The 23,775-nt window shown below is 63.2% G+C and carries 18 protein-coding genes; 14 read left to right on the top strand and 4 right to left on the bottom strand.

Translation table 11 applies throughout. The annotated features are described in order from the left end of the window. Positions 1-83 precede the first annotated feature (83 nt). The 5 genes from tilS (at position 84) to ESZ00_RS07915 (ending at position 5,430) form a co-directional block, all read left to right on the top strand. A complete protein-coding gene (gene tilS, locus ESZ00_RS07935) occupies positions 84-1,154 on the top strand; it encodes a tRNA lysidine(34) synthetase TilS (RefSeq protein WP_229741034.1) in 1,071 nt (356 codons plus the stop codon). A gap of 335 nt (positions 1,155-1,489) precedes the next feature. Next, positions 1,490-2,086: an RNA polymerase sigma factor gene (locus ESZ00_RS07930; protein WP_229741033.1), complete on the top strand. Its 597-nt coding sequence runs from the start codon at positions 1,490-1,492 to the stop codon at positions 2,084-2,086. Beyond that, positions 2,083-2,562 (top strand): hypothetical protein, encoded by a 480-nt coding sequence (locus ESZ00_RS07925; RefSeq protein ID WP_129207557.1) that lies wholly within the window; start codon positions 2,083-2,085, stop codon positions 2,560-2,562. The genes ESZ00_RS07930 and ESZ00_RS07925 overlap by 4 nt, the downstream gene beginning before the upstream one ends. After that, positions 2,549-3,181 (top strand): Spy/CpxP family protein refolding chaperone, encoded by a 633-nt coding sequence (locus ESZ00_RS07920; protein WP_129207556.1) that lies wholly within the window; start codon positions 2,549-2,551, stop codon positions 3,179-3,181. Before ESZ00_RS07925 ends, ESZ00_RS07920 begins: the two co-directional genes overlap by 14 nt. A 389-nt stretch (positions 3,182-3,570) precedes the next feature. Next, positions 3,571-5,430, top strand: a complete 1,860-nt coding sequence (locus ESZ00_RS07915) for a beta-L-arabinofuranosidase domain-containing protein (protein ID WP_229741032.1) — start codon at positions 3,571-3,573, stop codon at positions 5,428-5,430. Between the two features lie 146 nt (positions 5,431-5,576). On the opposite strand, the gene ruvA is transcribed toward ESZ00_RS07915, so the two are convergent. After that, positions 5,577-6,167, bottom strand: coding sequence for a Holliday junction branch migration protein RuvA (ruvA, locus tag ESZ00_RS07910; RefSeq protein WP_129207554.1), 591 nt, complete (start codon positions 6,165-6,167; stop codon positions 5,577-5,579). A 284-nt stretch (positions 6,168-6,451) separates the two neighbouring features. Between ruvA and ESZ00_RS07905 the strand changes: the two genes are divergently transcribed. Next, positions 6,452-7,975 (top strand): S10 family peptidase, encoded by a 1,524-nt coding sequence (locus ESZ00_RS07905; RefSeq protein WP_229741031.1) that lies wholly within the window; start codon positions 6,452-6,454, stop codon positions 7,973-7,975. A 391-nt stretch (positions 7,976-8,366) separates the two neighbouring features. On the opposite strand, the gene ESZ00_RS07900 is transcribed toward ESZ00_RS07905, so the two are convergent. Further along, entirely contained in the window at positions 8,367-9,116 is a 750-nt protein-coding gene (locus tag ESZ00_RS07900) for a hypothetical protein (protein WP_129207552.1), read from the bottom strand. A gap of 110 nt (positions 9,117-9,226) precedes the next feature. Between ESZ00_RS07900 and ESZ00_RS07895 the strand changes: the two genes are divergently transcribed. From ESZ00_RS07895 to ESZ00_RS07875, 5 genes are all read left to right on the top strand, one after another. Continuing rightward, complete coding sequence (locus ESZ00_RS07895) at positions 9,227-9,535, top strand: hypothetical protein (protein ID WP_129207551.1); 309 nt, start codon at positions 9,227-9,229, stop codon at positions 9,533-9,535. Between the two features lie 5 nt (positions 9,536-9,540). Further along, entirely contained in the window at positions 9,541-10,464 is a 924-nt protein-coding gene (locus tag ESZ00_RS07890; RefSeq protein ID WP_129207550.1) for a Kdo hydroxylase family protein, read from the top strand. Between the two features lie 265 nt (positions 10,465-10,729). Further along, complete coding sequence (locus tag ESZ00_RS07885) at positions 10,730-12,391, top strand: phospholipase C (RefSeq protein WP_129207549.1); 1,662 nt, start codon at positions 10,730-10,732, stop codon at positions 12,389-12,391. A 467-nt stretch (positions 12,392-12,858) separates the two neighbouring features. Continuing rightward, the gene (locus tag ESZ00_RS07880) at positions 12,859-14,460 is read left to right on the top strand and encodes a multicopper oxidase family protein (protein WP_229741030.1); all 1,602 of its coding nucleotides are present in this window, start codon (positions 12,859-12,861) and stop codon (positions 14,458-14,460) included. 350 nt (positions 14,461-14,810) lie between these two features. Beyond that, positions 14,811-16,589, top strand: a complete 1,779-nt coding sequence (locus ESZ00_RS07875; protein ID WP_129207548.1) for a M20/M25/M40 family metallo-hydrolase — start codon at positions 14,811-14,813, stop codon at positions 16,587-16,589. Between the two features lie 290 nt (positions 16,590-16,879). Here ESZ00_RS07875 and ESZ00_RS07870 read toward each other — a convergent pair whose 3' ends face one another. Beyond that, entirely contained in the window at positions 16,880-17,392 is a 513-nt protein-coding gene (locus tag ESZ00_RS07870) for a TspO/MBR family protein (RefSeq protein ID WP_164981396.1), read from the bottom strand. 236 nt (positions 17,393-17,628) lie between these two features. Between ESZ00_RS07870 and thrS the strand changes: the two genes are divergently transcribed. The 3 genes from thrS to ESZ00_RS07855 all read left to right on the top strand — a co-directional run bounded on the left by thrS (position 17,629) and on the right by ESZ00_RS07855 (position 22,003). Further along, positions 17,629-19,686, top strand: a complete 2,058-nt coding sequence (gene thrS, locus ESZ00_RS07865; RefSeq protein WP_129207546.1) for a threonine--tRNA ligase — start codon at positions 17,629-17,631, stop codon at positions 19,684-19,686. A gap of 297 nt (positions 19,687-19,983) precedes the next feature. Further along, positions 19,984-20,265 carry a hypothetical protein gene (locus ESZ00_RS07860; RefSeq protein WP_129207545.1) on the top strand — a complete coding sequence of 94 codons (282 nt, stop codon included), beginning with the start codon at positions 19,984-19,986 and terminating at the stop codon, positions 20,263-20,265. A gap of 49 nt (positions 20,266-20,314) precedes the next feature. Then, positions 20,315-22,003: a trehalase family glycosidase gene (locus tag ESZ00_RS07855; protein ID WP_129207544.1), complete on the top strand. Its 1,689-nt coding sequence runs from the start codon at positions 20,315-20,317 to the stop codon at positions 22,001-22,003. Positions 22,004-22,030: 27 nt separating this feature from the next. Here the strand turns inward: ESZ00_RS07855 and ESZ00_RS07850 are convergent, their stop codons facing one another. Then, positions 22,031-23,695 (bottom strand): tetratricopeptide repeat protein, encoded by a 1,665-nt coding sequence (locus tag ESZ00_RS07850; RefSeq protein ID WP_164981395.1) that lies wholly within the window; start codon positions 23,693-23,695, stop codon positions 22,031-22,033. Between the last annotated feature and the right edge of the window lie 80 nt (positions 23,696-23,775).

Below are 23,775 nucleotides of genomic sequence, written 5' to 3'. Positions count from 1 at the left end.
TTCGAGTGAGACCCACCCATGACCAACTGCCCGTCATGGGTGGGGCACCCGGCAGGTACCGAAGGTGGGTCGCGTCCCGCGCAGTGGCTAACATAGAAGCGATGCCCGCCGTTCCCGCTCCCATCCTCGACCGCCGCAACCTGCGCCCTGGCCTGCGCCTCGCCGTAGCCGTCTCCGGAGGAGCCGACTCCGTCGCCCTGCTGCGTGCACTTCTGCTGGTCGCGCCCGAGATCGGCCTGGTGCTCTCCGTCGTCCACGTCCACCATGGCATTCGCGGCGAAGAAGCGGACACAGACGCCGCCTTCGTCGCGTCGCTCGCCGCAACGCATGGCCTTGCGCTCCACAGCCGTGACGTCGATACGCCGACCGCAGCAACCGAGAATCGCGAGACCATCGAGGAGGCCGCCCGCAACCTCCGCTACGGGTTCTTCCGCGAGCTGCTCGCTGCTGGCACGGTCGATGCCGTCGCCACGGCCCACACCCTCGACGACCAGGCCGAGACCGTCCTGCATAAGCTGCTACGCGGCGGATGGACCGAAGGCCTCTCCGGCATCCATCCCCAGCTTGCTGAGGCGCGGGGCGCGATCCTCCGCCCGTTTCTCAACGTCCGCCGCAGCGAGATCGAAGCCTGGCTCCGCGCGCTCGACCAGCCCTGGCGCGAGGACTCGACCAACGCCGACACCGTCTACACCCGCAACCGCCTGCGCCACGAGCTGCTGCCCGCGCTCGCCGCGTACAACCCGCAGATCCACACCCAGCTCGCCGCCGTGGCCACCATCGCTCGCGACGAAGAGGCTTACTGGCAGGCCGAGCTGGCCCGTATCCTGCCTCAGCTTCTGCTCCCCGGCAAACCGGTCCGCGGCGGAGGCCGCTCCGCCTCCACGCATCCGGACGAGGCCTCGCTGGCCATTGAAATCGAGCGCCTGCCCGCCGCGCCCGCGCTGCGCCGCCGGATTCTGCGCACTGCTGCCCGCCAGCTTGGCGTGAGCCTCAACTACGAGCAGACCGAGCGGCTGCTCGCCATGTGCGCGCCGAGCACGGGGCTGAACGCCGCCGCAGCGAAGCCGCCTGCCAAACGGCAGGAGCTGGGCAGCGGTCTCATCGCCGAGCGCTCCCCGCGCGAGCTGCGCCTCAGCCGCTCGGCGAGGGAATAGGGGATCGGGTACAGGGGATAGAGAACCCCGGGTGCCCCACGTCTCGATTTTGAGACGTGGGAAGGTACGAACTCCGGCAGCGGGCATCCTGCGAACCCACATCTCGAACAACACGAGATGTGGGGCACCCGCTGCTTCGCGCAGCGGCGACTCGCCTTCGGCCTCCGCTCCCTTTGGTCGCGATTCAGGTCTTACGCGCTCATCTGAGCCCTGAGCCCTGACCGCTGTCCCAAATCGCGACCAAAGGGAGAGCACCACGCGAAGCGGATCGCCCTGCGCGCAGCAGGATGTAAACTCGTGGCGACAGATCCCGTCTATTCCAGTGCATGGGACACTTGGCAACCACGGATCTTGCTCCACTCGCCGCCGTCGCGCCGGCCGGGCTGTCACAGGAGCAGTACGTGTCAGAACTCGCCGATTTTGATGAGGTGGTCCGGCTTTATCGGCCACGCATCTTCCGCTTCCTCATGTCTTCGCTCGGCGACCGCGACACCGCCGAGTCGCTCACCCAGGACTGCTTTCTCAAGGCCTATAACGCACGCCATCAGTTCCGCGGCGAATCGAGCCTGAGCACCTGGCTGACGCGCATCGCCCTCAACCTGGTCCGCGATCACCTGCGCAGCCGCCGCATCCGCTTCTGGCAGAAGACCCGCGACACCGCTCTTGATCTGGTCGATATCAGCGACTGGCTCCCGGACGGCAACGCCACCCCCGAGGCGCGCTGCCTGCAGCAGGAGCAGGTGAAAACCCTCTGGGCTGCTGTCGAACAGCTTTCGAAGCAGCAGAAAACCGTCTTTCTCCTCCGCTTTGTCGAGGAGATGGAGCTGGCCGAGATTGCCGACACTACCGGCATGAACGCCAGCACCGTGAAATCCCACCTCTACCGCGCTCTTCGCATCGTTCGCGAACGCATGGGAGGAAATCCGCAATGACCGAACTACGCCGCACCCCTGAGACCGCAGAATTGGAAATCGGCGCGATCGAGCCCGAGATGGCCGAGTCCATTCGCCTGCTCCGTGCCTCGCTGACAAATTACGCCGAGAACCAGCCCAACCGGCCGTTCTCGCCCGAATGGCTTGCCCCGGCGCGCCGCCGCGAGCGCTCCGCGCATCGCCGCATGGCCTTCGGCTGGAGCCTGGCCGGAAGCCTCGCTGCCGGTGCTCTCTGCTTCGCCATGCTGCCGCTCAGCCACCATGCCGCGCCGCAGCCTGTCATGCAGGCCCACACCACGATTCCGGCCGCCACGCAGCCTTCGGATACCGCTTTACTTGAACAAGTGGACGACGCGATCGATCAGTCAGTCCCCTCTCCCCTTGCACCATTGACCGAACTTGACAGCTGGAACTCAACAACATCGCAGGAACAAAATACGCTCGCTCGCACGGAGAACTCCCATGTTTCGCAATAACTTCAAGAGCACCGCGATGCTCACGCTCGCCGCAGCTCTCTGCTTTGCACCCGCCGCCCTGCATGCCCAGGGCCCTGATATGCGCGGAGGCCAGGACTGGCGTGATCGCGGTCCCGGTGGCCCGCCCATGGAGCGCTTTCACGAGGCCGGCCCGCACTTCTGGTCGAACCCCCGTATCGCAACCGCCATCGGCCTGACCGATGACCAGAAGAAGAAGATGGATGACATTGCCCAGCAGCATCGGCTGAAGCTCATCGATCTGAACGCGGCGCTTGAAAAGCAGGAAGCCATCATGCACCCGCTTATCGAGGCCGAACAGCCCGATGAGAGCAAGATCCTCGCCCAGATCGACGCCGTGGCCCAGGCCCGCGCCGAGCTCGAGAAGGATCGCGCCCGCATGCTCTTCAGCATCCGCCAGGTGCTTACGCCCGATCAGTGGAAGAAGCTGAAGACCGTGGCGCACGATGGTCCCGGTCGCTTCGGTGGTCCCGGCGGCCCTGACGGCAAGGGATGGCGCCGCGGTGGTCCCAACGGCCAGGGCAAGGCTCCGAACGGGCAGCCTCCAGCTCCCGGCGGCGATCAGTCCGGCGCGCCTCAACAGCAGCCGCCGTCCGAATAACCCGCTTCCATCTCTCACTCACCCGCCCGCGGATCACCTCCGCGGGCGTTTTCTTTGTTTCGAAAACGCAATGGTGGCCCGCTCAAACCGGTGTTGCTTGGATGGGGGACAAGATAAGCCTCGTACTTCCCCACACAAGCCAAAAGAAGGCTTGTATGGGCCACCCAGGCACCCAAAAATAAGCGTGGCGTGCGAAGGATGTTGGCCCCCGGAAGCGAGACGTGGGGGACCCGTGTTTTTGCTTTTACTGGCCGTTTTTGTGACTGGCCGCTGACTCGCTGACCGCCTTTGTGACGGGCTGCCTGGACGCGCACGGCGCGTCCCACTCCGCGCTGATTTGCTGGCCTTCTCATCCTCCGCATAGCATGGCTCCCCGGAGGTTTTTTCCCATGCTTTCCCGCCGTGAATTCCTTGAAGCTGCCGCCCTCACTGCCGCTGCTGCCTGCTGCTCTACTCCAGCCTCGGCCAAGGATTCCGCAGCCCCGCCTCCGCGCACGGTACTCGAGCCTGTCCCCTACGGCGCTGTCCAGCTCGCACCCGGCCTCGCCCGCGCACAGTTCGAGCACACGCAGAGCCTTCTGCTCGGCCTCAATGAGGACAGCCTGCTCAAGCCCTGGCGCCTGCGTGCCGGTCTGCCCGCGCCTGGACCGGATATGGGCGGCTGGTATGACGAGGTTCCTCCCGGCGAGCAGCCTCTGGGACGCGGCTTCTGCCCTGGCCATGCCTTTGGCCAGTGGATCTCGGCTCTCTCTCGCGGTTACGCCATCGACAAAGACCCCGCGACCAAAGCTCGCATCGATCGTCTGCTCGCCCTCTATCAGCCGGCCATTTCCGGCCGCTTCTATACGAAGTTCCGCTTTCCGTCCTACGTCTACGACAAAGCCATCTGCGGCCTCATCGACGCTCACCAGTTCGCCGGCAACAAGCAGGCGTTTGCACTTTTAGATCAGACCACCGATGCCGCCGCGCCCCACCTGCCGCCCCGCGCGCTCGCCCGCGAAGACCAGCGAGCCTGGCGTCTCTCGGTGGGCGACCCCGCGCCCGATGACTTCTGCTGGGATGAGCCCTACACGCTGCCGGAGAATCTCTACCTCGCCTGGCAGCGCGGCGCCGGTGACCGTTACCGAGCCATGGCTGCCCGCTATCTCCTCGACAAGGGCTGGTTCACGCCCCTCGCAGCCAACCAGAACGTGCTGCCCAATCACCACGCCTACAGCCACTGCAACTCGCTCAGCTCGGCTATGCAGGCGTATCTCTCCGATGGCAGCGAGCCTCACCTTCAGGCTGCAACCAATGGCTTCGAGATGATCCTCGCCACGCAGAGCTTCGCCACCGGAGGCTGGGGGCCGAATGAGAGCTTCGTGGTGCCCGGCACCGGCGCGCTGTTTGCCAGCCTCACCGGCACCCATCACAGCTTCGAGACCCCGTGCGGCTCCTATGGCCACTTCAAGATCACCCGCTACCTGCTCTCCGTCACCGGAGACGGCCGCTACGGCGACAGCATGGAGCGCGTTCTCTACAACACCGTCTTTGGGGCAAAGCATCTCCAGCCCGACGGCACGGCCTTCTACTATTCCGACTACAATTTCTCCGGCTCGCGCTTCTATTTCCCTGACAAATGGCCCTGCTGCTCCGGCACGCTGCCGCAGGTGGCCGCGGATTATCATCTCCTGGGCTACTTCCAGGGCCGCGATGGCAGCCTTGCCGTCAATCTCTACCTGCCCTCGACGCTCAAGTGGACCACTCGGGACGGCGCAGCGCTCACCCTCACGCAGTCGGGCGATTACCCGTTTGAAACAACCGGCGACCGCGGCCACATTGCTCTCCGCCTCGAGCTCAACCGCTCTTCCACCTTCCCGCTGCGCCTGCGCATTCCCGCCTGGGCGCATGCCGATGGCGGCCCGCACATCACCGTCAATGGCGATCCCACTCCCATCTCTGTCGACAAGGGCTTCGCAACGCTCCGCCGCACCTGGCATCACGGCGATCAGGTCGAACTCTCATTCCCCATGCCGCTTCGCGCCGAGGCCATAGACCCACAGCATCCGGAGACCATCGCGGTTCTTCGCGGACCACTGGTGCTTTTCGCGGTTACCGACAAACCGGTGAAAGCGACCCGCTCCCAGCTCCTCGCAGCAGCCAATCGCGAAGGCCATTGGCAGGCTCGAACAGACTCCGGCCTCATCGAGCTGGCGCCGTTTACCCAGCTCGAAGACCGCGCGTACTCGACGTATGTCACGGTGGGGTAAGAGATGAAGCGCGCCGGGTTCTTCTCCATTTGAGAAGGCGGATCAGACTCACGACCAACGGGAGCGCCACGCGAAGCAATTCGCCCCACGTGAAGTGGCGACCAGCGGGAGCGGAGGCCGAAGGCGGACCGCCCTGCGCGCAGTAGCTAGCGGATCACCTTCAACGCCGCCCGGAACAACCCGTCGAAGTCTTCGCCCAGGGCCTTGTCCTTCGCCACCGCCGTTTCAATCGCCTTCTGTGCCGCAGGCCGCTGGTAGCCGAGATTCACCAGCGCCGAGAGCACATCCTCACCAGCTGGCCCCGCCGAGACGACCGCCGTCGGAGCTGCGGCCATGTCTTCGAGCTTGTCCTTGAGCTCGACCACCAGCCGCTCGGCCAGCTTCTTGCCCACGCCCGGAATGCGCGTCAGCGTGGCGTGATCCTGTCCGCGAATCGCGCCCACCAGCATCTCCGCGTTCAGCCCGCTCAGAATCGTCACCGCCAGCTTTGGTCCCACGCCGCTCACCGTGATCAGCCGCTCGAAGAGCCGCTTTTCATCCCGGTCGAGGAAACCGAAGAGCGCCAGCAGGTCCTCGCGCACCTGGGTGTGGATGTAGAGCGCGACCTCTGCCCCCTCGGCGGGCAGTGAAGTGAAGGTGGGAATGGTGATGGTCACGTCGTAACCCACGCCCCCGGCCTCGACAATCGCCTGGCCCGGCTGCTTCGAAAAAAGGCGTCCCCGCAGATGCGCAATCATGCACTGATTCTAGCGAGTCGGCGGTCAGGCGCGCGCTTTGCGCGCGGAGCAGCCAGTCACAAAGACGGCCAGTGGCGGGAGCCCCACCCATGACAAGCCGTTTCGTCATGGGTGGGGCTCCGAGGATCTCACTGGTCGTTCCACAACCGACCGCATCCCCACTGACCACTGGCCGTCTCATCCCTGACCGCTTTTTTGCCTGACCGCTGTTCTTGCCGGTGTATGGTAGCGCTATGAATCCGTTCGACTCTTCTGCTTGTTCCTCGAAAACTGTATCTGTCACGGTGACGAATCGTCGCCGCCTTGCGCTCGGCCTTGTAGCTGCGCTCGCGCTTGCCGCGCCCGCCTTCGCCCAGCATCCTGACGGTCCTCCGCCGGCCGATAAAGCCGCCGCCGACAAGCCGGACGCGAAATCGTCCGACCTGAAGCCTGCGCCGCCGCTCCCCGCCGATGCGCATGTCGAGCAGTCCATCGAGCTGAACGGCAAGACCCTGCACTACACCGTCACCGTCGGCACCATCCCGGTCTACGACAAGGACGGCAAGGCCTCCGGACAGGTCGTCTTTACCTCTTACACCGTGCCCGGCGCCAACCGTCCCGTTACCTTCGCCTTCAACGGCGGCCCCGGCGCTTCGAGCGTCTATCTCAACTTCGGCGCCATCGGTCCCAAGCACCTCAACGCCGGCAATGACGGCGACAGCCCGTCCGATCCCGCAACGCTCTCCGACAACCAGGGCACCTGGCTCGGCTTTACGGATCTGGTCTTCATCGACCCCATCGGCACCGGCTTCAGCCGCTCCCTGGTCAACGAGGCCGAGACCAAGAAGCAGTTCTACTCGACCGAAGCCGATATCGAGTACCTCTCGCGCGTGATCTACGACTGGCTGGTGAAGAACGGCCGCATGGATTCGCGCAAATACCTCGTCGGTGAAAGCTACGGCGGCTTCCGCGGACCCCGTGTTCTCTACTACCTGCAATCGCAGCTTGGCGTGGGTCTCAACGGCGCGGTGCTGGTCTCGCCCTACCTCAACCCGACCATCGACGAAAACGGGGACCTCTCGCCCATTCCGTGGATGGTGACGCTGCCTTCGATCACCGCCGCCAACCTCGAGCGCCAGCACAAGCTCACGCCCGAGGCTATGCAGCAGGTCATCAGCTACGACCTCGGCGACTACGCCACCACGCTCATCAAGGGCTATACCGACCCCACCGCCACGCAGGCCATGATCCAGAAGGTCACCGAGATGACCGGTCTCGATCCTGAATTTGTGAAGTATTCCGGCGGCCGTCTCGACACCGGCGCCTACCTCCGCGAGGTGCATCGCGAAGAGGGCAAGCTGGCCTCCGTCTACGACTCGAACGTGACCTCGTACGATCCCTTCCCGTATGACTTCGACCAGCGCGCCAACGATCCCATCCTGGCCGCAATGATCGCGCCCACCACCACCGCCATGGTTAACTTCGTCACCCAGACCGTCGGCTGGAAGGTTGATGCCCGCTACAACGCGCTCTCCTACGATGTGAACCGCCAGTGGGATCGCGGTGGCGAGATGCGCAAGGGCTCGGTCGAGCAGCTGCGCGATGCCGTAGCCGCCGATCCCAAGGTGCGCATCCTCATCGTCCACGGCTGGAACGATCTCTCCTGCCCATTCATGGGCTCGGTGCTCTCGGTCAACCAGATGCCGGTCATGGGCGATCCCACCCGCGTGGCGGTAAAGGAGTATCCCGGCGGCCACATGTTCTACACCCGCGAATCCGGCCGCATTGCCCTCAGCAAGGACGTCGAGGCGATGTTCGAGAAGCACTAAAAGCAGCGAGTCAGCGCGGCTGCGCCGCAAGCAAGTCGGCCGCGCGCGGAGCGCTCGTAGCCAGTTAGCCGCGCTTACGCGCGGAGCAGTCAGTCACAAGAACGGCCAGCGGAGGCATCGCCTCCGCTGGCCGTTTCTATTTTTCTAAAAAGATTGTCATTCCGAGCGAGCGCAGCGAGTCGAGGCACCTGCGGTTCTCTTCGCGCAACGAGGATCGGGTGCCCCATGTCTCTCAGAGACATGGGAAGGCACGAACCCCTGCCATCGAAGAGCCGCGTGTCGTCCACACAAGCCAACTACGGGCTTGGACGGGTCGCATTCGAATACAGAACACAGACCCCACTGGCCGTCTTTGTGACTGGCTGCTGACCGCTGGCGCGGCGAAGCCGCGCTAGCCCCGGCGCCGGTACCGGATCTCGAACTCGTACCCCGCATTCGGCGGAAACAGCTTCGCCGCCATCCGCAGCCGCTCGGCCAGCGCCGGGGCCGCAATCAGCGGATACTCCCGCTCGCGCAGCTCCGAGTAATCGAAGTCCAGCGTGAGCGACAACATGTAGATCGCCACCGTGTCTGAAAATGCCGATTCGAAATAGCTCGACTTGGCCTTCTCATCCGGTGCCCGGTCGCCGTCCACGCGCTCGGTCGCCTTGCGGCGGCTTTCCCACGCATCCTGGCTGGTCTCGCCGCGCACGTCGGCCTTGGCCTGCGACCAGACTAGCTCCGAGAAGGCTTCCGGCACGCCGACGGAATCGACGAAGTGGTGGCCAACGTTGATGAAGTATTCAAAGGCCAGCGCGAAGCGGTCCTGCATCAGCCGCGTCGAGATGAAAACGCACTCCGAGTTGCCGAAGTGAAAATTCCGGTGGCAGATCGCCCGGTCGCCCAGGTCCACCGTGTACTTCGGAGCCACGGTCGTCTCGTCCTGTTCGCCCAGCGTCAGCGGTACGAAGTAGTACGCACGCTTGGTCAGCGCTCTGGCCACCGAGGCCGGCACCGCGTTTACGATCCGCTCCAGCTCCTCGGCGGAGATCTGTGTATCGCCATAGCTCGCGTAGCAGACGCCATTCTGTGCCTGCTGCACGCGCGCCTCCTGCGCCACTTGTGCTGCGGGAAGAAGAGACACCTGCGCTACCTCGGCCATAAACCTGTATTCTACCTTTTGCTATTTAGAGTCTGATATGCCCTTTGTCGTGGTTGGCGTTGCTGGGGAAAATCGGCTCAGACTCTAGGCGCGTATGGAGGACATCCACCATGCCTGCAGCTTCCATCCCGGCCCCGAATGCGTCCACTCGCATCCTCGGTATCCCGCTCGGCGATCTCGGACTTTTCTCCAGCCTGCTCATGGCCGTGGCGTTCGGCTTCCTGGTTTTCTTCGCCACCTGTTTTATCGCCATCCTTGCTTTGTTCTTCTGGAACTACGCCGGCCATCATAGCGTCAATATGGCAGACAGCTATCGCTACTTCGCGCTGCCGGCGGGCGTGGCCGCCATGGCCCTGGCGCTGGTGGTGCTGCTTTCACTCTGGGCGCGCCGCAGGCTCGCCGGCACGGTAAGGGGATAACACACTTGGGTCTCATCACCATCGAAGACGGCGCCTGGGCGCAGCACACCTCCGCAAAGGACGCGCAGCTGCGCGCCTGGTGCGAGCATCTCGAAGCCGGGGACATTCTTTTCTTTCCGCAGACGCCCATCGCCATTCCGCCTTCGGACCTCGAGTTCCTGCTCGGCCAGCAGCAGACCGACAGCTCGCTGCACAAGAACATCGCCTACAAGCCCAATATCGACAAGCTCAGCGGCGTCGACACCAAGACCGCCGATGCCCGCGCCGTCGAGCGCCTGCAGGGCATCATGCGCAACTACTCGCAGTCTGTGGTGCGCTTCCTCACCGGCTTTCTTGCGCCGTACCAATCCAACTGGCAGCTCGACTACGCCAGCTTCCGCCCGCAGGAGGAGCAGGGCCGCGATCTCTCCCTGCGCAAGCGCAACGACCTCCTGCACACCGATGCTTTTCCCACCCGCCCCACGCATGGCGCGCGCATTCTGCGCTTCTTCAACAACATTCATCCCACGCGCACCCGCGACTGGATCGTCGGCGATCCCTTCGCGCAGATCGTCAAGGAATTCGTTCCCGGCCAGATCGGCCTGCGTCCGGATACCATCGTCTCCAAGCTCGGCAAAGGGCTGGGTCAGGCCATCGGCCTCGGCGCGGCCATCCCCTCCATCAAGCGCACGCCCTACGACGATTTCATGATGCGTTTCCACAATTTCCTCAAGGAGAATGTGGGTTTCCAGGCCGATTGCGCCCGTTATCCCCATCAGTTCCCCTCGGGCTCCAGCTGGATGGTCTATACCGATACCGTCCCGCACGCGGTGCTTGCGGGGCAGTATGCCCTTGAGCAGACCTTCCTCGTCCGCCCCGAGGCGCTCGTTGCACCGCAGCATGCACCCCTGCGCGTCCTAGAACAGATCGCCGGCACCTCACTGGTCTAAGAGCCTGTTCGATCCTCAGGGGATTCCTGGTCGCGACCAGCGGGAGCGGAGGCCGAAGGCGGATCACTCAGCGCGTTTTTACACCCAGCGCGTAAGAACGTTACGCAAGGTCTGCACGTTGTTCGCGTATGGACGCATCCGTCAGGCCACTGCTCGAAAGTAACCAGCTTTTCGCGGAGCGTTTATATGCCAGTCACCCCGTATTCACACTCCCCGCTTATCCCTTGATAGGCCGCCGGCATTACGCCGGCGACGGAGGACTGTGATGCACAAGCATGTGGCGACTTCCCTGGCCGCGCTCCTGGTAGCCGGACAGCTTGCTTCCCCCAACGTGTCTCGCGCGCAGGATGATGCGCAGACGACGACTCCTATCAAGCACGTGGTTGTGATCTTCGGTGAGAACATTTCCTTCGATCACTACTTCGGCACCTATCCCTACGCCACCAATCCCAAGGGCGAGCCGGCCTTCTATCCCGCTGCCGGGACCCCGACCGTGAACGGCCTCACCGGTGGCCTGCTCACCAGCAATCCCAACTCCCTGAACACCGCCAACGGCAGCGCCGCGTCCAATCCCTTTCGCCTCGATCGCACGCAGGCCGCGACTGCCGATCAGGATCACGGCTACACGCCCGAGCAGGAAGCCTTCCACAAGGGCCTCATGGACTCCTTCCCCGAGTACACCGGCACGGCCGGTCCGCCGCCAACCGGCGTGAGCACCAAGGGTCTGGTCATGGGTTACTTTGACGGCAACACCGTCACCGCTCTCTGGAACTACGCCCAGAACTTTGCCCTCAGTGACAATGCCTATGACACCAACTTCGGTCCCTCGACGCCGGGTGCCATCAACCTCGTCTCCGGCCAGACCAACGGTGTCATCGATCAGTCGAACGCCAGCGGCGATATCGTTGCCGACGGCAACGGCGGCTACACGCTGATGAGCGATGCTGACCCGATCGGCGATATCTGCTCGACGACCACCGGCGCGCTGGTGCAGCTCGGCGGCCAGAACATCGGCGACCTGCTCAATGCCAAGGGCATCAGCTGGGGCTGGTTCGAAGGCGGCTTCAACACCTCGCTGACCAACTCCAACAAGACCACCGGCTGCTCGCGCTCCACGACCTCTTCGGTCACCGGTGTCACGGAGACCGACTACATCCCGCACCACGAGCCGTTCCAGTACTACACCTCGACCGCAAACCCGAAGCACCTGCGTCCCAGCTCCACCGGCATGATCGGCAAGCAGGGTGACCAGGCCAATCACCAGTACGACATCAACGACTTCTACACCGCGCTGAATGCCGGCAACCTGCCCGCCGTCAGCTTCCTCAAGGCTCCGGGCTACGAGGATGCGCATGCCGGCTACTCTGATCCGCTCGACGAGCAGACCTTCGTCGTCACGGTCATCAACGCGCTGATGCGGAGCTCCGAGTGGTCTTCGACCGCGGTCATCATCAACTACGATGACTCGGACGGCTGGTACGACCATCAGATGAGCCCCATCGTCAACCAGTCGGCTACCGCGGCGGACATGCTTACCGGTACCGGAACCTGCGGCAGTGACACGGCAACCACGCTGCCCGGCATCAGCGGCACCGCGCATGCCCAGGGCCGCTGCGGCTATGGTCCGCGCCTGCCCCTGCTGGTCATCTCTCCCTATGCCAAGCGCAACTTCGTCGATCACGGCACCCTCGACCAGAGCTCGATCATTCACTTCATCGAGGACAACTGGCTCGGCGGCGAGCGCATCGGCGGCGGTTCGTTTGACGCCATCTCCGGCTCCATCGACAGCATGTTCGACTTCCACCATCGCCGCGGCGATGCCACCCTCATCCTGAATCCTTCCACCGGTCAGGTCACCGCAGGCGGTGCCTGGGGCGGCAATGGTGGCTGGGGTGACGGAGACGGCGGCAACGGCGGCCGCTGGTAGATCGCGTCATCCTGCACAGCCTCCGGCGCCTTTCAAGGCGCCGGAGGCTGTTTCAATTAAAAAAAGTCAGAGTCTATGGATGCTGGGTGCAGGTGCACTTCCGATCTTAAGATCAACTTGAGGCACCTCAAGTTGGTGGATTTGGATTGAGACCGGTCCCATCAGGTGCAAGGCCACGCCAAGCGAGATAAACAAAACAGCGAGTCCGAGCAAGCTTGCCCAGGGTTTTGCAGCAACTAGTTCCATTAAAGAGTTCATCGGCTTTTGCTAACGGTGCGACTTATGAGAGCCGCACGACCTTTCTAGGTAAACGCCAGATGGACAAAGCATTGAAAATCACTTTGTTTTCTGGGACGACAGGTCTTGCAATACTCTTCCAAGTCTCATCGCGAAATTGGCTAGTATAGGGTTCTCGTCTTACGGGAGTGCCTTTCACTGAGAGTTTGTTTCTGAAACGGAATATTTCTGTGTCTTCTCACACCCGCCGCGCCTTCCTGCAGACCTCTTCGCTCGCTCTTGCTGGTCTCAGCATCCGTCGCCTGAGCGCGATGCCCATGCACCACATGCCGGCCACGCCGCAGCTCGATCCCTCGACGCTCGCGCCCTTCGTCGATTCGCTCCCCATTCCGCCCGTCGCGAAGCCCATCGGCATGCACCCGCACCCCGAGCAGCATGGCCGCACGCTGCCCCACTACCGCATCGTCCAGCGTGAAGTCCGCATCAAGGTGCACCGCGACCTGCCGCCCGCGCGCATGTGGGTTTACGGCGATTCATTCCCCGGTCCCACGCTCGAAATCGAGAGCGGCCACGGTGCCACCGTCGATTGGGTGAACCAGCTCCCCGCCCGGCATTTCCTGCCCATCGATCACACCCTGATGGGCGCGGACAAGTCGCTGCCCGAGGTTCGCTCGGTCACCCACCTGCACGGCGGCCGCACGCCGGCCAAAAGCGACGGCTATCCCGAGGAGTGGATCACGCCCGGCCAAACGCAGAGCTGCTTCTATCCCTCGAATCAGGAATCGGCGCTGCTCTTCTACCACGACCACACCATGGGCATTAACCGGCTCAACATCTACGCCGGCATGACCGGCTTCGCCATCGTCCGCGACGCGCACGAGGCCAGCCTCGCTCTGCCCGGCGGCCCATATGAGATTCCGCTGCTCTTCGCCGACCGCCTCCTCGGTAAGGATGGCCAGCTCGTCTATCCGGTCGCGCCCGATGGCGATAATCCCTGGGTGCCCGAGGTCTTCGGCAACTCCATCCTGGTCAACGGCAAGCTCCTGCCCTATCACGAGGTCGAGCCGCGCCTCTACCGCCTGCGCCTCTTCAACGGCTCGAACGGCCGCTTCTACCGCATCGCGCTCGAAGGCAAGCCAACCCTGCACGTCATCGGCAACGACCAGGGGCTGCTCGCCGCGCCTGTCGAAACGAAGCGCATTCCGCTCGCTCCGGCCGAGCGCGCCGATGTGCTCGTAGACTTCAGCGACTTCGCTGGAAAAAACGTGAAACTGGTCAGCGATTCCTTCGACCTCATGCAGTTCCGTGTCGGGGCCAAAGCCTCCACGCCCTCACACGCGATCCCGAAGACCCTCCGCGACCGGCCGCTCCCGCTGGATGAGAAGACGGCCATCCGCACGCGCCGCCTTACCCTCGACGAGACCCTCGACGACATCCAGAACTCCATGGGCATGCTCCTCAACAAAACCCCCTGGCACGCGCCCATCACCGAGAAGCCGGTCCTCAACACCACCGAGATCTGGGAGCTGGTGAATCTCACCGAGGACTCGCACCCCATCCACCTGCATCTCGTCCGCTTCCGTGTCCTCGATCGCCGTCCGCTCGATACCTACGGCTTCCAGATGACCGGCGAAGCCCGCTTCACTGGCCCGGCTATGCCGCCCGAGCCGCTCGAATCCGGATGGAAGGACACCGTTCGCACCGATCCCGGCACCATCACCCGCATCCTCGTTCCCTTCGAGGGCTACGCGGGCCGCTATGTCTGGCACTGCCACATCCTCGAGCACGAGGACAACGAGATGATGCGTCCCTACGAGGTGCTGCCTGGATAGGGTGTAGGGAATAGGGTTTAGGGTGTAGCGAAGCCCGGCAGGGGAACGAAAACGGGTGCCCCACGTCTCGACTTTGAGACGTGGGAGGAACGAACCCCGACAAGCAGACCCGACGGTGGCCCATTCCAGCCCTGTTTTGGCTTGAGTGGGGAAACAGGATTCTCCACTCAAGCCGCAGGGCTCCCATCTCCCTACCCTGTTTCAGAAGAGCAAATGCGACTCGCGACCAGCGGGAGCGGGTGCCGCAGGCGAAGGGCCTGGACGGCCAGTCCAAAATCCTTTTCGTCTCTGTTCTTCGAGGTGCTATGCTGCGCAGAATCCCACGTACCCTGCTCGAGGAGCTGCCCGTAATGCCCCTGCGTTCTTTTTCCGTCTCCGCGCTCGCGCTTGCTCTCTGTACTGCTTCGCTGCCGCTCCACGCAGCAGACAAGGCTGCCAGGCCGGCGAAGCCCGAGTCCGATGTCCCCGCCTGGGAGCAGCCTCAGCCTGCCGTCGAAAAGCTCGATCTCAACATGTATGCCCGCATCCGCGAGGAAGGCCTCGAGCACTCCCACATCATGGAATACGCCTCGGCCCTCAGCGATGACATCGGTCCGCGCCTCACCGGCTCGCCCAACATGGCCAAGGCCAATGCCTGGACCCGCGATCAGCTCACGGCCATGGGCTGCGTGAACGCGCACCTCGATGACTGGGGCGAGTTCGGCCTCGGCTGGCAGCAGCTCAACACCTGGGTGCGCATGACCGCGCCCGATACGGCCGTCTTCATCGCGCAGGCCACGCCCTGGTCGCCTTCGACCAACGGCCCCGTCACGGGCGATGTCGTCTACGTCAACATCCAGGACGACAAGGACTTCGATCAGTACAAAGGCAAGCTCGAAGGCAAGATCATCCTCCTCGGCGAGATGCGCGATGTTCCGCCCGTCGATAAGGCTCTCTTCGAGCGCTACACCAGGGAGCAGCTCGAAGAAATCGCCGAGACCCCGACCGACGAGCGCCGCCCCGGTCCCGGCGGTGATATGCAGGCTCGCATCCGCGCCGCCATGGCCCGCTACCGCATGGCCGACAAGATCGCCCAGTTCCTTTATGAGGAGAAGGCCGCAGCCGTCATCCGTCCCAGCCGTGACGCTGCCAACGGCGGCGGCGAGGGCGGCATCATTTTCGACGACAACGGAGCCGCGCTCGGCCGCACGCCCTACAAGGCCGAATCCGCCGTCAAGATCCCCGTCGTCGTCATGGCCATCGAGAGCTATGGCCGCATGTATCGCCTGCTGCAGGCGCATGTGCCTGTCACGGTGCAGCTCGACGTCGAGACCAAGATCACCGGCGAACACGAGCACGGCTATGACACCATCGCCGAGATCCCCGGCACCGATCCCGAGCTGAAGGATCAGGTCGTCATGGTCGGAGGCCATCTCGACAGCTGGATCGCCGGCACCGGCGCCACCGACAACGGCGCGGGCACGATCGTTGCCATGGAGGTCATGCGCATCCTCAAGGCGCTCGACGTTCATCCCCGCCGCACTATCCGCATCGCTCTCTGGAGCGGCGAAGAAGAGGGCCTCTTCGGCTCGCGCGGCTATGTCAAGGAGCACTTCGGCTTTGCGCAGCCCCTCGACACCCCTGACCAGAAGCAGCTGCCCGAGTTCCTGCGTGCCACCGGTCCGCTCGAGCTCAAGCCCGAGCAGAAGCTCATCTCCGGCTACTTCAACCTCGACAACGGCTCGGGCAAAATTCGCGGCATCTATCTGCAGCAAAACGCCGCCATCGAGCCGATCTTCAAGCAGTGGATGGAGCCGCTCAAGGACCTCGGCGTGACCACCATCACCATGCGCAACACCGGTGGCACCGATCACCTCTCGTTCGACGCCGTGGGTATCCCTGGCTTTCAGTTCATCCAGGACCCGCTCGACTACGAAACCCGCACCCACCACTCCAACCAGGACGTCTTCGAGCGCCTGCAGCCCGGCGACTTGAAGCAGGCTGCGGTGGTCGAGGCCATCTTCGTCTACAACGCCGCTCAGCGCGACCAGATGCTGCCCCGCAAGCCGCTGCCCCATCCCGAGCTGCGCCAGCAGCAGATGAAGCCGCTCCCCGGCGTCTTCCCCGGAGCAGTCGAACCGGCTAAGTAGCAGCCAGCCCGGCGCTCTGCGCACCGGTAGCAGTCCGTCACAAAAACGGCCAGCAGAAGCATCGCTTCTGCTGGCCGTTTTCTTTAGTCACAACAAAAAAACTGTCATCCCGAGCGAAGTCGAGGGAGCTGCGGTTCTTTCAAGAAGCGAGGGTCTGGGTGCCCCACGTCTCGCTTCTGAGACGTGGGAGGAACGAAGCCGGGTGGGAGGTACAAACCCCACTGGCTGTCCTTGTGCCTGACCGCTACCGGCGCGAAGCGCCGCACTGGCTGCCGCGCGGCTGCGCCGCGCTACGGATTCAACCGCCAGAACCCCAGGTTCAGATACGTCACAAACCCCACCCACGCCAGGTACGGAACCAGCAGCCACGCCGCGGTCACGCTCATCTTGCGGAAGGTCCAGATAGTCATCGTGATCGTCACCAGCAAGATCACGATATCCGCCAGTGCGGTCAGCATTTGGTGCCGCCCGAAAAAGGTCCAGTTCCACAGAAAGGCAAACGCCAGCTGGATCAGGAACAGCCGCAGCCCGCGCACCCGGCAGACGCTGGGCCGTGTCTTCCACACCATCCACGCCGAAATCCCCATCAGCACGAAAAGCACCGTCCACGTCGGTCCGAAGACCGCGTTCAGAGGCGTCAGCGACGGCTTGATGAGCCCCGCGTACCAGGTGGGAAGGCTGTGCACCGGAAAGATCGACGACACTCCGCTCACCGCCAGGCAAAGCAACAGCCATCCTGCCAGCGCCAGCGCCGCCATGGGGCGCGGCTCAAATGTCGATTGTTCCTGCGTTCCGGTGGTCATCCGTCCTCCCTGCATGAAACTTCAGTATGGGATGCTATCAGGATCGCGCCCCGCTCGCTCGAGGCGAGTCCATCATCGCTTCGTCTCAGGGCCCTGGCTTCAGCCCTGCCGTACCGATCGGAAATGGGCGGCCTTTAGCCCCTGCCTGCCTTCCGCTCCCTCGACGCGACCCGCCGCCAGCACATATCCTTGAAGGACAAGACTCACGCGCCACGGCGCAGGATCGACACATCTTCATGAGCGCACTACAGGATCAGATTCAGGTTCATCTCCCCGACGGCTCCGTTAAGGACTTCGCCGCCGGCGTCACGCCCTTCCAGGTCGCCGAAAGCATCTCGCCGCGCCTCGCCGCGGCCTCGGTCGTCGCCCGCATCCAGCCCCTCGACAGCAACACGACCGAGACCGGGCCGAAGGAAACGCCAGGCGCCGCGGCTACTTCCGACGACGCGGCCATGTATGCCGCAGAAGACGCAAACGCACCGCGCCTCGTCGATCTCGCCACGCCGCTCACCACCAGCGTGAAGCTCCAGCTCCTCACCGAGAAGGACCCTGACGCCCTCAAGGTCGTTCGCCACTCGGCTGCGCACGTGCTCGCCACCGCCGTCCTCGAGCTCTTCCCCGAGACCAAGCTCGGCCACGGCCCCGCAACCGACTCCGGCTTCTTCTACGACTTCTATCGTCCCACGCCCTTCACGCCCGAAGACCTCGAGAAGATCGAGAAGAAGATGGCCGAGGTCGTTGCGCGTGACGAGAAATTCACCCGTGAGTATGAGCCGCGCGAGAAAGGCCTGCATCGCTTCAAGGCCGACAACGACTTCATGAAGATCCACTTCATCGAGCGCTTCACGAAGGAGGGCGATGACATCTCCCTCTATCGCAACGGCGCGTTTGTGGACTTCTGCCGTGGGCCGCATGTGCCTTCGACCGGCCGCGTGAAGGCCTTCAAGGTCACCAATCTCGCCGGCGCCTACTGGCTCGGCGATGAGAAAAATCCGCAGCTCCAGCGCGTCTACGGCACGGCCTTCTTCTCCAAGAAGGAGATGGACGAGCACTTCGCCCGCCTCGAAGAGGCGGCGCGCCGCGATCATCGCGCGCTCGGCAAGCAGCTTGACCTGTTCTCGATCCAGGACCTCGCCGGTCCCGGCCTCATCTTCTGGCATCCGAAGGGCGCCATGATCCGCAAGATCATGGAAGACTGGATGCGCGAAGAATGTATCCGTCGCGGTTACGATCTGGTCTACACGCCGCACACCATGCGCGTGAACCTCTGGCAGACCAGCGGTCACGAGGGCTTCTACTCGGCCAACTTCTTCACCAAGATGGAGCTCGACGACGCGGATTATCGCCTGAAGCCGATGAACTGCCCGGGCCACATCCTCATCTACAAGAATTCACCCAAGAGCTACCGCGACCTGCCCGTCCGTTATGCCGAGCTCGGCAATGTCTATCGCTATGAGCGCTCCGGCACCATGCATGGACTGCTGCGCGTGCGCGGCTTTACCCAGGACGATGCTCACATCTTCTGCCGCCGCGATCAGGTCGAGAGCGAAATCGCTGCCTGCATCGACTTTGCGCAGTCGGTTCTCGAAACCTTCGGCTTCAAGGAGTTCAAGGTCGAGCTCTCCTCGTGGGACCCGAAGGATCGCCAGAGCTATGCGGGCTCCGACGCGGACTGGGAGCTGGCCATCGGCTCGCTTGAGCGCGTGCTGCAGGAGAAGGGCATCCCCTACAAGGAGATCCCCGGCGAGGCCGCCTTCTACGGTCCGAAGATCGACATGAAGCTGGTCGACGCCATCGGCCGCCTCTGGCAGCTCTCGACGGTGCAGTTCGACTTCAACCTGCCCGCGCGCTTCGAGCTTGAATATGTCGGCGAAGACGGCGAACGCCACCAGCCCGTCATGGTCCACCGCGCTCTCTTCGGCAGCGTGGAGCGCTTCTTCGGCGTGCTCATTGAGCACTACGCCGGAGCCTTTCCGCTATGGCTCGCGCCCATCCAGATCGGCCTCGTGCCCATCAGCGAGCGCCATCTGCCTTACGCACAACAGGTCGAGGCGGAGCTGAAGAAGGCCGGCTTCCGCGTGGAGCTCGACGCCCGCAACGAGAAGATGAACGCCAAGATCCGCGACCTCACCATGCAGAAGGTGCCCTACGTGCTCGTCATGGGCGACAAGGAAGCCGAGGCGAATGCCGTCAGCGTGCGCGCTCGCGGCAAGGGCGACCAGGGCTCGCAGCCGCTCGCCGACTTCATCGCTCACGCAGCGAAGCTGGCAGCGGAGAAGTCGCTCGAACTGTAATTCCTTATCATCGCAACCAAAAGCGGCGCGACCTCAGGTCACGCCGCTTTTGCTTTTCTGAACAAACGAAGACAAGGGTGCCCCGTCCAAGCTCTGCTTGGGCGGGAGGGCACGAATCCCACTGGCCGTAGTTGTGACTGACAACCGGCCACTGTCCTGTTTCTGTACAGGTTTACACCAAAGAATCGGCCAAAAGTGCCCGCAGGCATCTCCCAGAGGCATGAATTGCGCTTCTAACATCGGCATAGAAGCAGGAGACATGAGGACTCCTGTCACATTTTCTTGTGAGGATTCCCTATGTCGAACTCCCGGCCTGCAGAACCACTCCACGTCAGCTCCCGATTCCGCGATGCCGTTCTTTCGGCCGCCCTCAAGCTCGAGCAGCAGGCCTCGCTCGATGAGCGGCACGTACACACGCTCACTGACCCCGATCACCGCCGCCGTCATCGCCGCCTCGTCGACGAGCAGCTCATCAAGGCCTTCCGCCTGCGCGAGATGATCAAGCTGATGCGTGTCCGCGAACCGCAGCCCATGCCTCCGCTGCGCAATGTGCACTTCGTGCCCACTCCCTCGCGCTAGACACAGGGCGGCCTGCATCCGATAAGATACTCGCGTCAGGTCGCTGGATATGCTCAAAAGTAAACGTCTCGCATTGTCGCTGCTCGCTCTTCTGCTTTTTCCTCTCAGTCTCGCTGTCGCGCAGCAGCCGGCACAGCCGCCGATCGATGACTACATTCATCACGCATGGGATACGCTCACACGCTCCATGAGCGACTGCAAGTCCGTTGCGGACACCAAGCTCGCCCGCGCCTCCGTGCTGTATCTTCCCGCCGGTTATCCCGAGCGCCCGGAGGTCAAGGCACTCGAGACGCAGTGCCATGTGCAGGTGCGCTACCTGCCGCATGCTATTCAGCACATCGGCGACATCAAGCCGCACGAGATTCCCGATGCCGGCTTGCTCTACCTGCCGAATAAGTATGTCGTGCCCGGCGGCCGCTTCAATGAGATGTACGGATGGGACAGCTATTTCATCATCCTCGGCCTGCTCGAAGACCATCGTCTCGACCTCGCCCGTGGCATGGTCGAAAACTTCTTCTTTGAGATCCAGTACTACGGCGCGATCCTCAACGCCAACCGGACCTATTACTTCACACGTTCACAACCACCGTTCCTCTCCTCCATGATCCGCGCCGTCTACGACGCATACATCGCTGCGGGCAGAACGAAGGACGCCGCGGACTGGCTCAACTATGCCTATCCCTATGCCGTGCGCGACCACACACTCTGGATGAGCCGCGAGCACCAGGCCGGATCGACCGGCCTCGCCCGCTACTATGATTTCGGCGATGGTCCGGTCGAAGAGATGGCCGACGACTCGACCTACTATCCCGATGTGATCCGCTGGCTGCTCAAGCACCCCAAAGAAGGCCGCGAGTATCTCGTCGCCGGTCCCGACAATCCTAATGCCGCACAGCAGGCAGAACTGGCCCAAACCAGCTGCGATCCGCGCATCTCGCCCGTCTGCGCGCATGCGCATGTCGACGGCCACTGGCTCAGCCGCGACTTCTACAAGGGTGACCGCGCCATGCGCGAGTCCGGCTTCGACCCTGAATTCCGCTTTGGCGCCTTTGCTGGTTCGACTCACCATTACGCGCCTGTCTGCCTGAACGCCCTGCTCTACCAATACGAAGAAGATCTCGCCTGGATGGCCGAGACGCGTCATCAGCAGCAGGAAGCCGCACACTGGCGCGCGGACGCGGATGCCCGCAAGGCTGCGATCGATAAGTATCTGTGGAATGCACAAAAGGGCATGTACTTCGACTACGACTTCATTACGCACCACCAGTCGAGCTACCACTACATCAGCACGTTCTATCCGCTCTGGTCGGGAGCCGCGAGTGCCGCGCAGGCCAAAGCGATCGAATCTCACCTGTCTCTCTTTGAGCATCCTGGCGGACTCGCCATGAGCGACGTTGAATCCGGCGTGCAGTGGGATCTGCCTTATGGCTGGGCGCCCACCAACTGGATCGCTGTCGATGGATTGGTCAGGGCGGGCGACCTCAACGATGCTGTTCGCATCGCGCGCCGCTTCACCACCATGGTGCGCAACAACTACCAATGCGACCACACCCTTCACGAGAAGTACAACGTGGTCACCGCCTCGAGCGAGGTGGATGTGGCCAGCGGCTACAAGATGAATGTGGTTGGCTTTGGCTGGACCAACGGCACGTATCTGAAGATGCAGTCCCTCATCCGCAGCGCGCATCAGCCTGAGACCACGGTCGACGTTCCGGCCCGCGTCTGCGCAGCGCAGTAAAAATCCGCGTGCGCGGTGCACCTTCTATTACGGCAGGCAGTGGATCGCGCCCGACCGCATGCCTGCCGCCATCTCCTTCGCCCGCTGGTCGTCGGGCGAAAACAGAAGCACCCGGTCCAGTGTCTTCAGTGCCAGGTCGATCTGTCCCATTCCGCATGCCACCTGCGCCAGGTTCCTGCCTGCGGCAATCTGCGTCGGATCGTGCTCGAAGGCGCGCTGCCACAGCGCTTCGGCCTCATCATAGTGCCGTTGCTCGGCGAGGATCAGCGCCAGGTCCCCCTCGGCCACGGCGTCAAAGGGATTGGCCTTGAGCGCCGCTCCGTACTCCTGCTGCGCCGCATCGGCATGTCCCATCACCTGCTCCAGAAAGCCAAGCTCCGTGTGCACCTGTGCATCGTCGGCCACTCCACCGCCTGCCTGTTCCGCCTTCCGCAGCAGTGGATACGCCTTCATCACCGCCTCGCGATCGCCCTTTGAGGCCAGCTGCGCATAAGCAAGCCCAAGGTCTCGGTCCGAGGGATGCGCTTCGTGCACGGCCACCAGTGTTTCGCTTTGCGAAGTCACTGCCGGTGTTGGCGAAGGAATCTGAATGCGATGATCCGTCACCTGCTCGTGCGCAATATCGTTGGTCGCCGAACGTGGCATGTGGCAGGAAGCGCAATCAGGCTGCTCGGGATGATGCTTTACCGCATACTTTACGCCGGTATGGCATGCAAGGCAGCTCTTGCGATAGAAGGCCACCCGCTCCTCCGCCGTGGGCTCGCTGTGCGGATCGTGACACGTGGTGCAGGTCAGCTTATCGCCCGAAGCCCGCTTGCAGGCGCTTTGCTCCAGGGCCTCCCACTGGCTCGTCGCGCGGCCGCCGGCGCCCTGCTCCTGCGCCCGCACGAAGAATACCGCGTAATCGAAGAGGTCGTCCCCCGGCTTGAAGTCGCCCAGCGATTTGCCCTTGCGTGTCACCACCACCTTGCCTTCGAGATGGCAGCGCAGACACACCGAGTCCCGCCGCTCCGCCGGAAGTTTCGCCGGGTCGAGCATCGCTCCCGCTCCACTTGAATCGATGTGCTTCGCTCCGTCGCCATGGCATGATTCGCAGGTGATTCCGCCATGCAGAAAAGGCTGGGCAGCGTAATGATTGCGCGCATCCGCAAGCACCTGCTGTGCGCCCGAGGTATGGCAGCGCATGCAGCTGTAGTCGATGGGGAGGGTCATCGGCATTTCCTTGACATCAAGGTATCCCGGAGCCATATCCCATAGCGCTTTCTTCGCGTACCAGTTCACCGGGAGCTCGAACCAGTAGCCCTGCTGCTCGAAGAGATAGGTCCGTCCGCGCTTGCCCGAGCCGATATAGGAGATTAGCTCCTGCTGCCCATGCAGCACCTTTGCCGGATGCTGCGAGTCGCGGTCGTAGGAGAGAAAGACGCGTCCATCCTTCTCGAAAACACGATAGTGAATGCCCGAATCCTGGTGCACAAAATCCCCAGGCGTAAATCCGTCTGCCGCCGCGCCACTCGCATTGGCCATCGGTGTCCGCTCATAGTTCTCGTAGATGTCGCGATGGCACCGAGCACAAGCCGCATTCGGATTTCCGGTTGGAGTGTTTGAAGTTGGCGCTCCCTGAAGCCGCGTCATACCCCCCGCAAGCAGACCGAGTACCAGCAGAAGAACCTTGCGGAAATACGAACCTCTCATGGGCGTGATTCTAGCGTTGAGAGCAATACACATGCGAACTGCGTCGGATCATGCAGGGCAGATGGAACCGCTGCTGCGCG

Source organism: Silvibacterium dinghuense (assembly GCF_004123295.1).
Classification (GTDB): Bacteria; Acidobacteriota; Terriglobia; order Terriglobales; family Acidobacteriaceae; genus Silvibacterium; species Silvibacterium dinghuense.
This window is presented reverse-complemented; position numbering and strand designations above follow the sequence as displayed.

Bases quoted from the DNA above. Each gene is read 5' to 3' on its own strand.
- ESZ00_RS07925 (WP_129207557.1), top strand. From the start codon at position 2,083: ATGACCGAACTACGCCGCACCCCTGAGACCGCAGAATTGGAAATCGGC.
- ESZ00_RS07920 (WP_129207556.1), top strand. From the start codon at position 2,549: ATGTTTCGCAATAACTTCAAGAGCACCGCGATGCTCACGCTCGCCGCA.
- ESZ00_RS07915 (WP_229741032.1), top strand. From the start codon at position 3,571: ATGCTTTCCCGCCGTGAATTCCTTGAAGCTGCCGCCCTCACTGCCGCT.
- ruvA (WP_129207554.1), bottom strand. From the start codon at position 6,167: ATGATTGCGCATCTGCGGGGACGCCTTTTTTCGAAGCAGCCGGGCCAG.
- ESZ00_RS07900 (WP_129207552.1), bottom strand. From the start codon at position 9,116: ATGGCCGAGGTAGCGCAGGTGTCTCTTCTTCCCGCAGCACAAGTGGCG.
- ESZ00_RS07895 (WP_129207551.1), top strand. From the start codon at position 9,227: ATGCCTGCAGCTTCCATCCCGGCCCCGAATGCGTCCACTCGCATCCTC.
- ESZ00_RS07885 (WP_129207549.1), top strand. From the start codon at position 10,730: ATGCACAAGCATGTGGCGACTTCCCTGGCCGCGCTCCTGGTAGCCGGA.
- ESZ00_RS07875 (WP_129207548.1), top strand. From the start codon at position 14,811: ATGCCCCTGCGTTCTTTTTCCGTCTCCGCGCTCGCGCTTGCTCTCTGT.
- ESZ00_RS07870 (WP_164981396.1), bottom strand. From the start codon at position 17,392: ATGACCACCGGAACGCAGGAACAATCGACATTTGAGCCGCGCCCCATG.
- thrS (WP_129207546.1), top strand. From the start codon at position 17,629: ATGAGCGCACTACAGGATCAGATTCAGGTTCATCTCCCCGACGGCTCC.
- ESZ00_RS07860 (WP_129207545.1), top strand. From the start codon at position 19,984: ATGTCGAACTCCCGGCCTGCAGAACCACTCCACGTCAGCTCCCGATTC.
- ESZ00_RS07855 (WP_129207544.1), top strand. From the start codon at position 20,315: ATGCTCAAAAGTAAACGTCTCGCATTGTCGCTGCTCGCTCTTCTGCTT.
- ESZ00_RS07850 (WP_164981395.1), bottom strand. From the start codon at position 23,695: ATGAGAGGTTCGTATTTCCGCAAGGTTCTTCTGCTGGTACTCGGTCTG.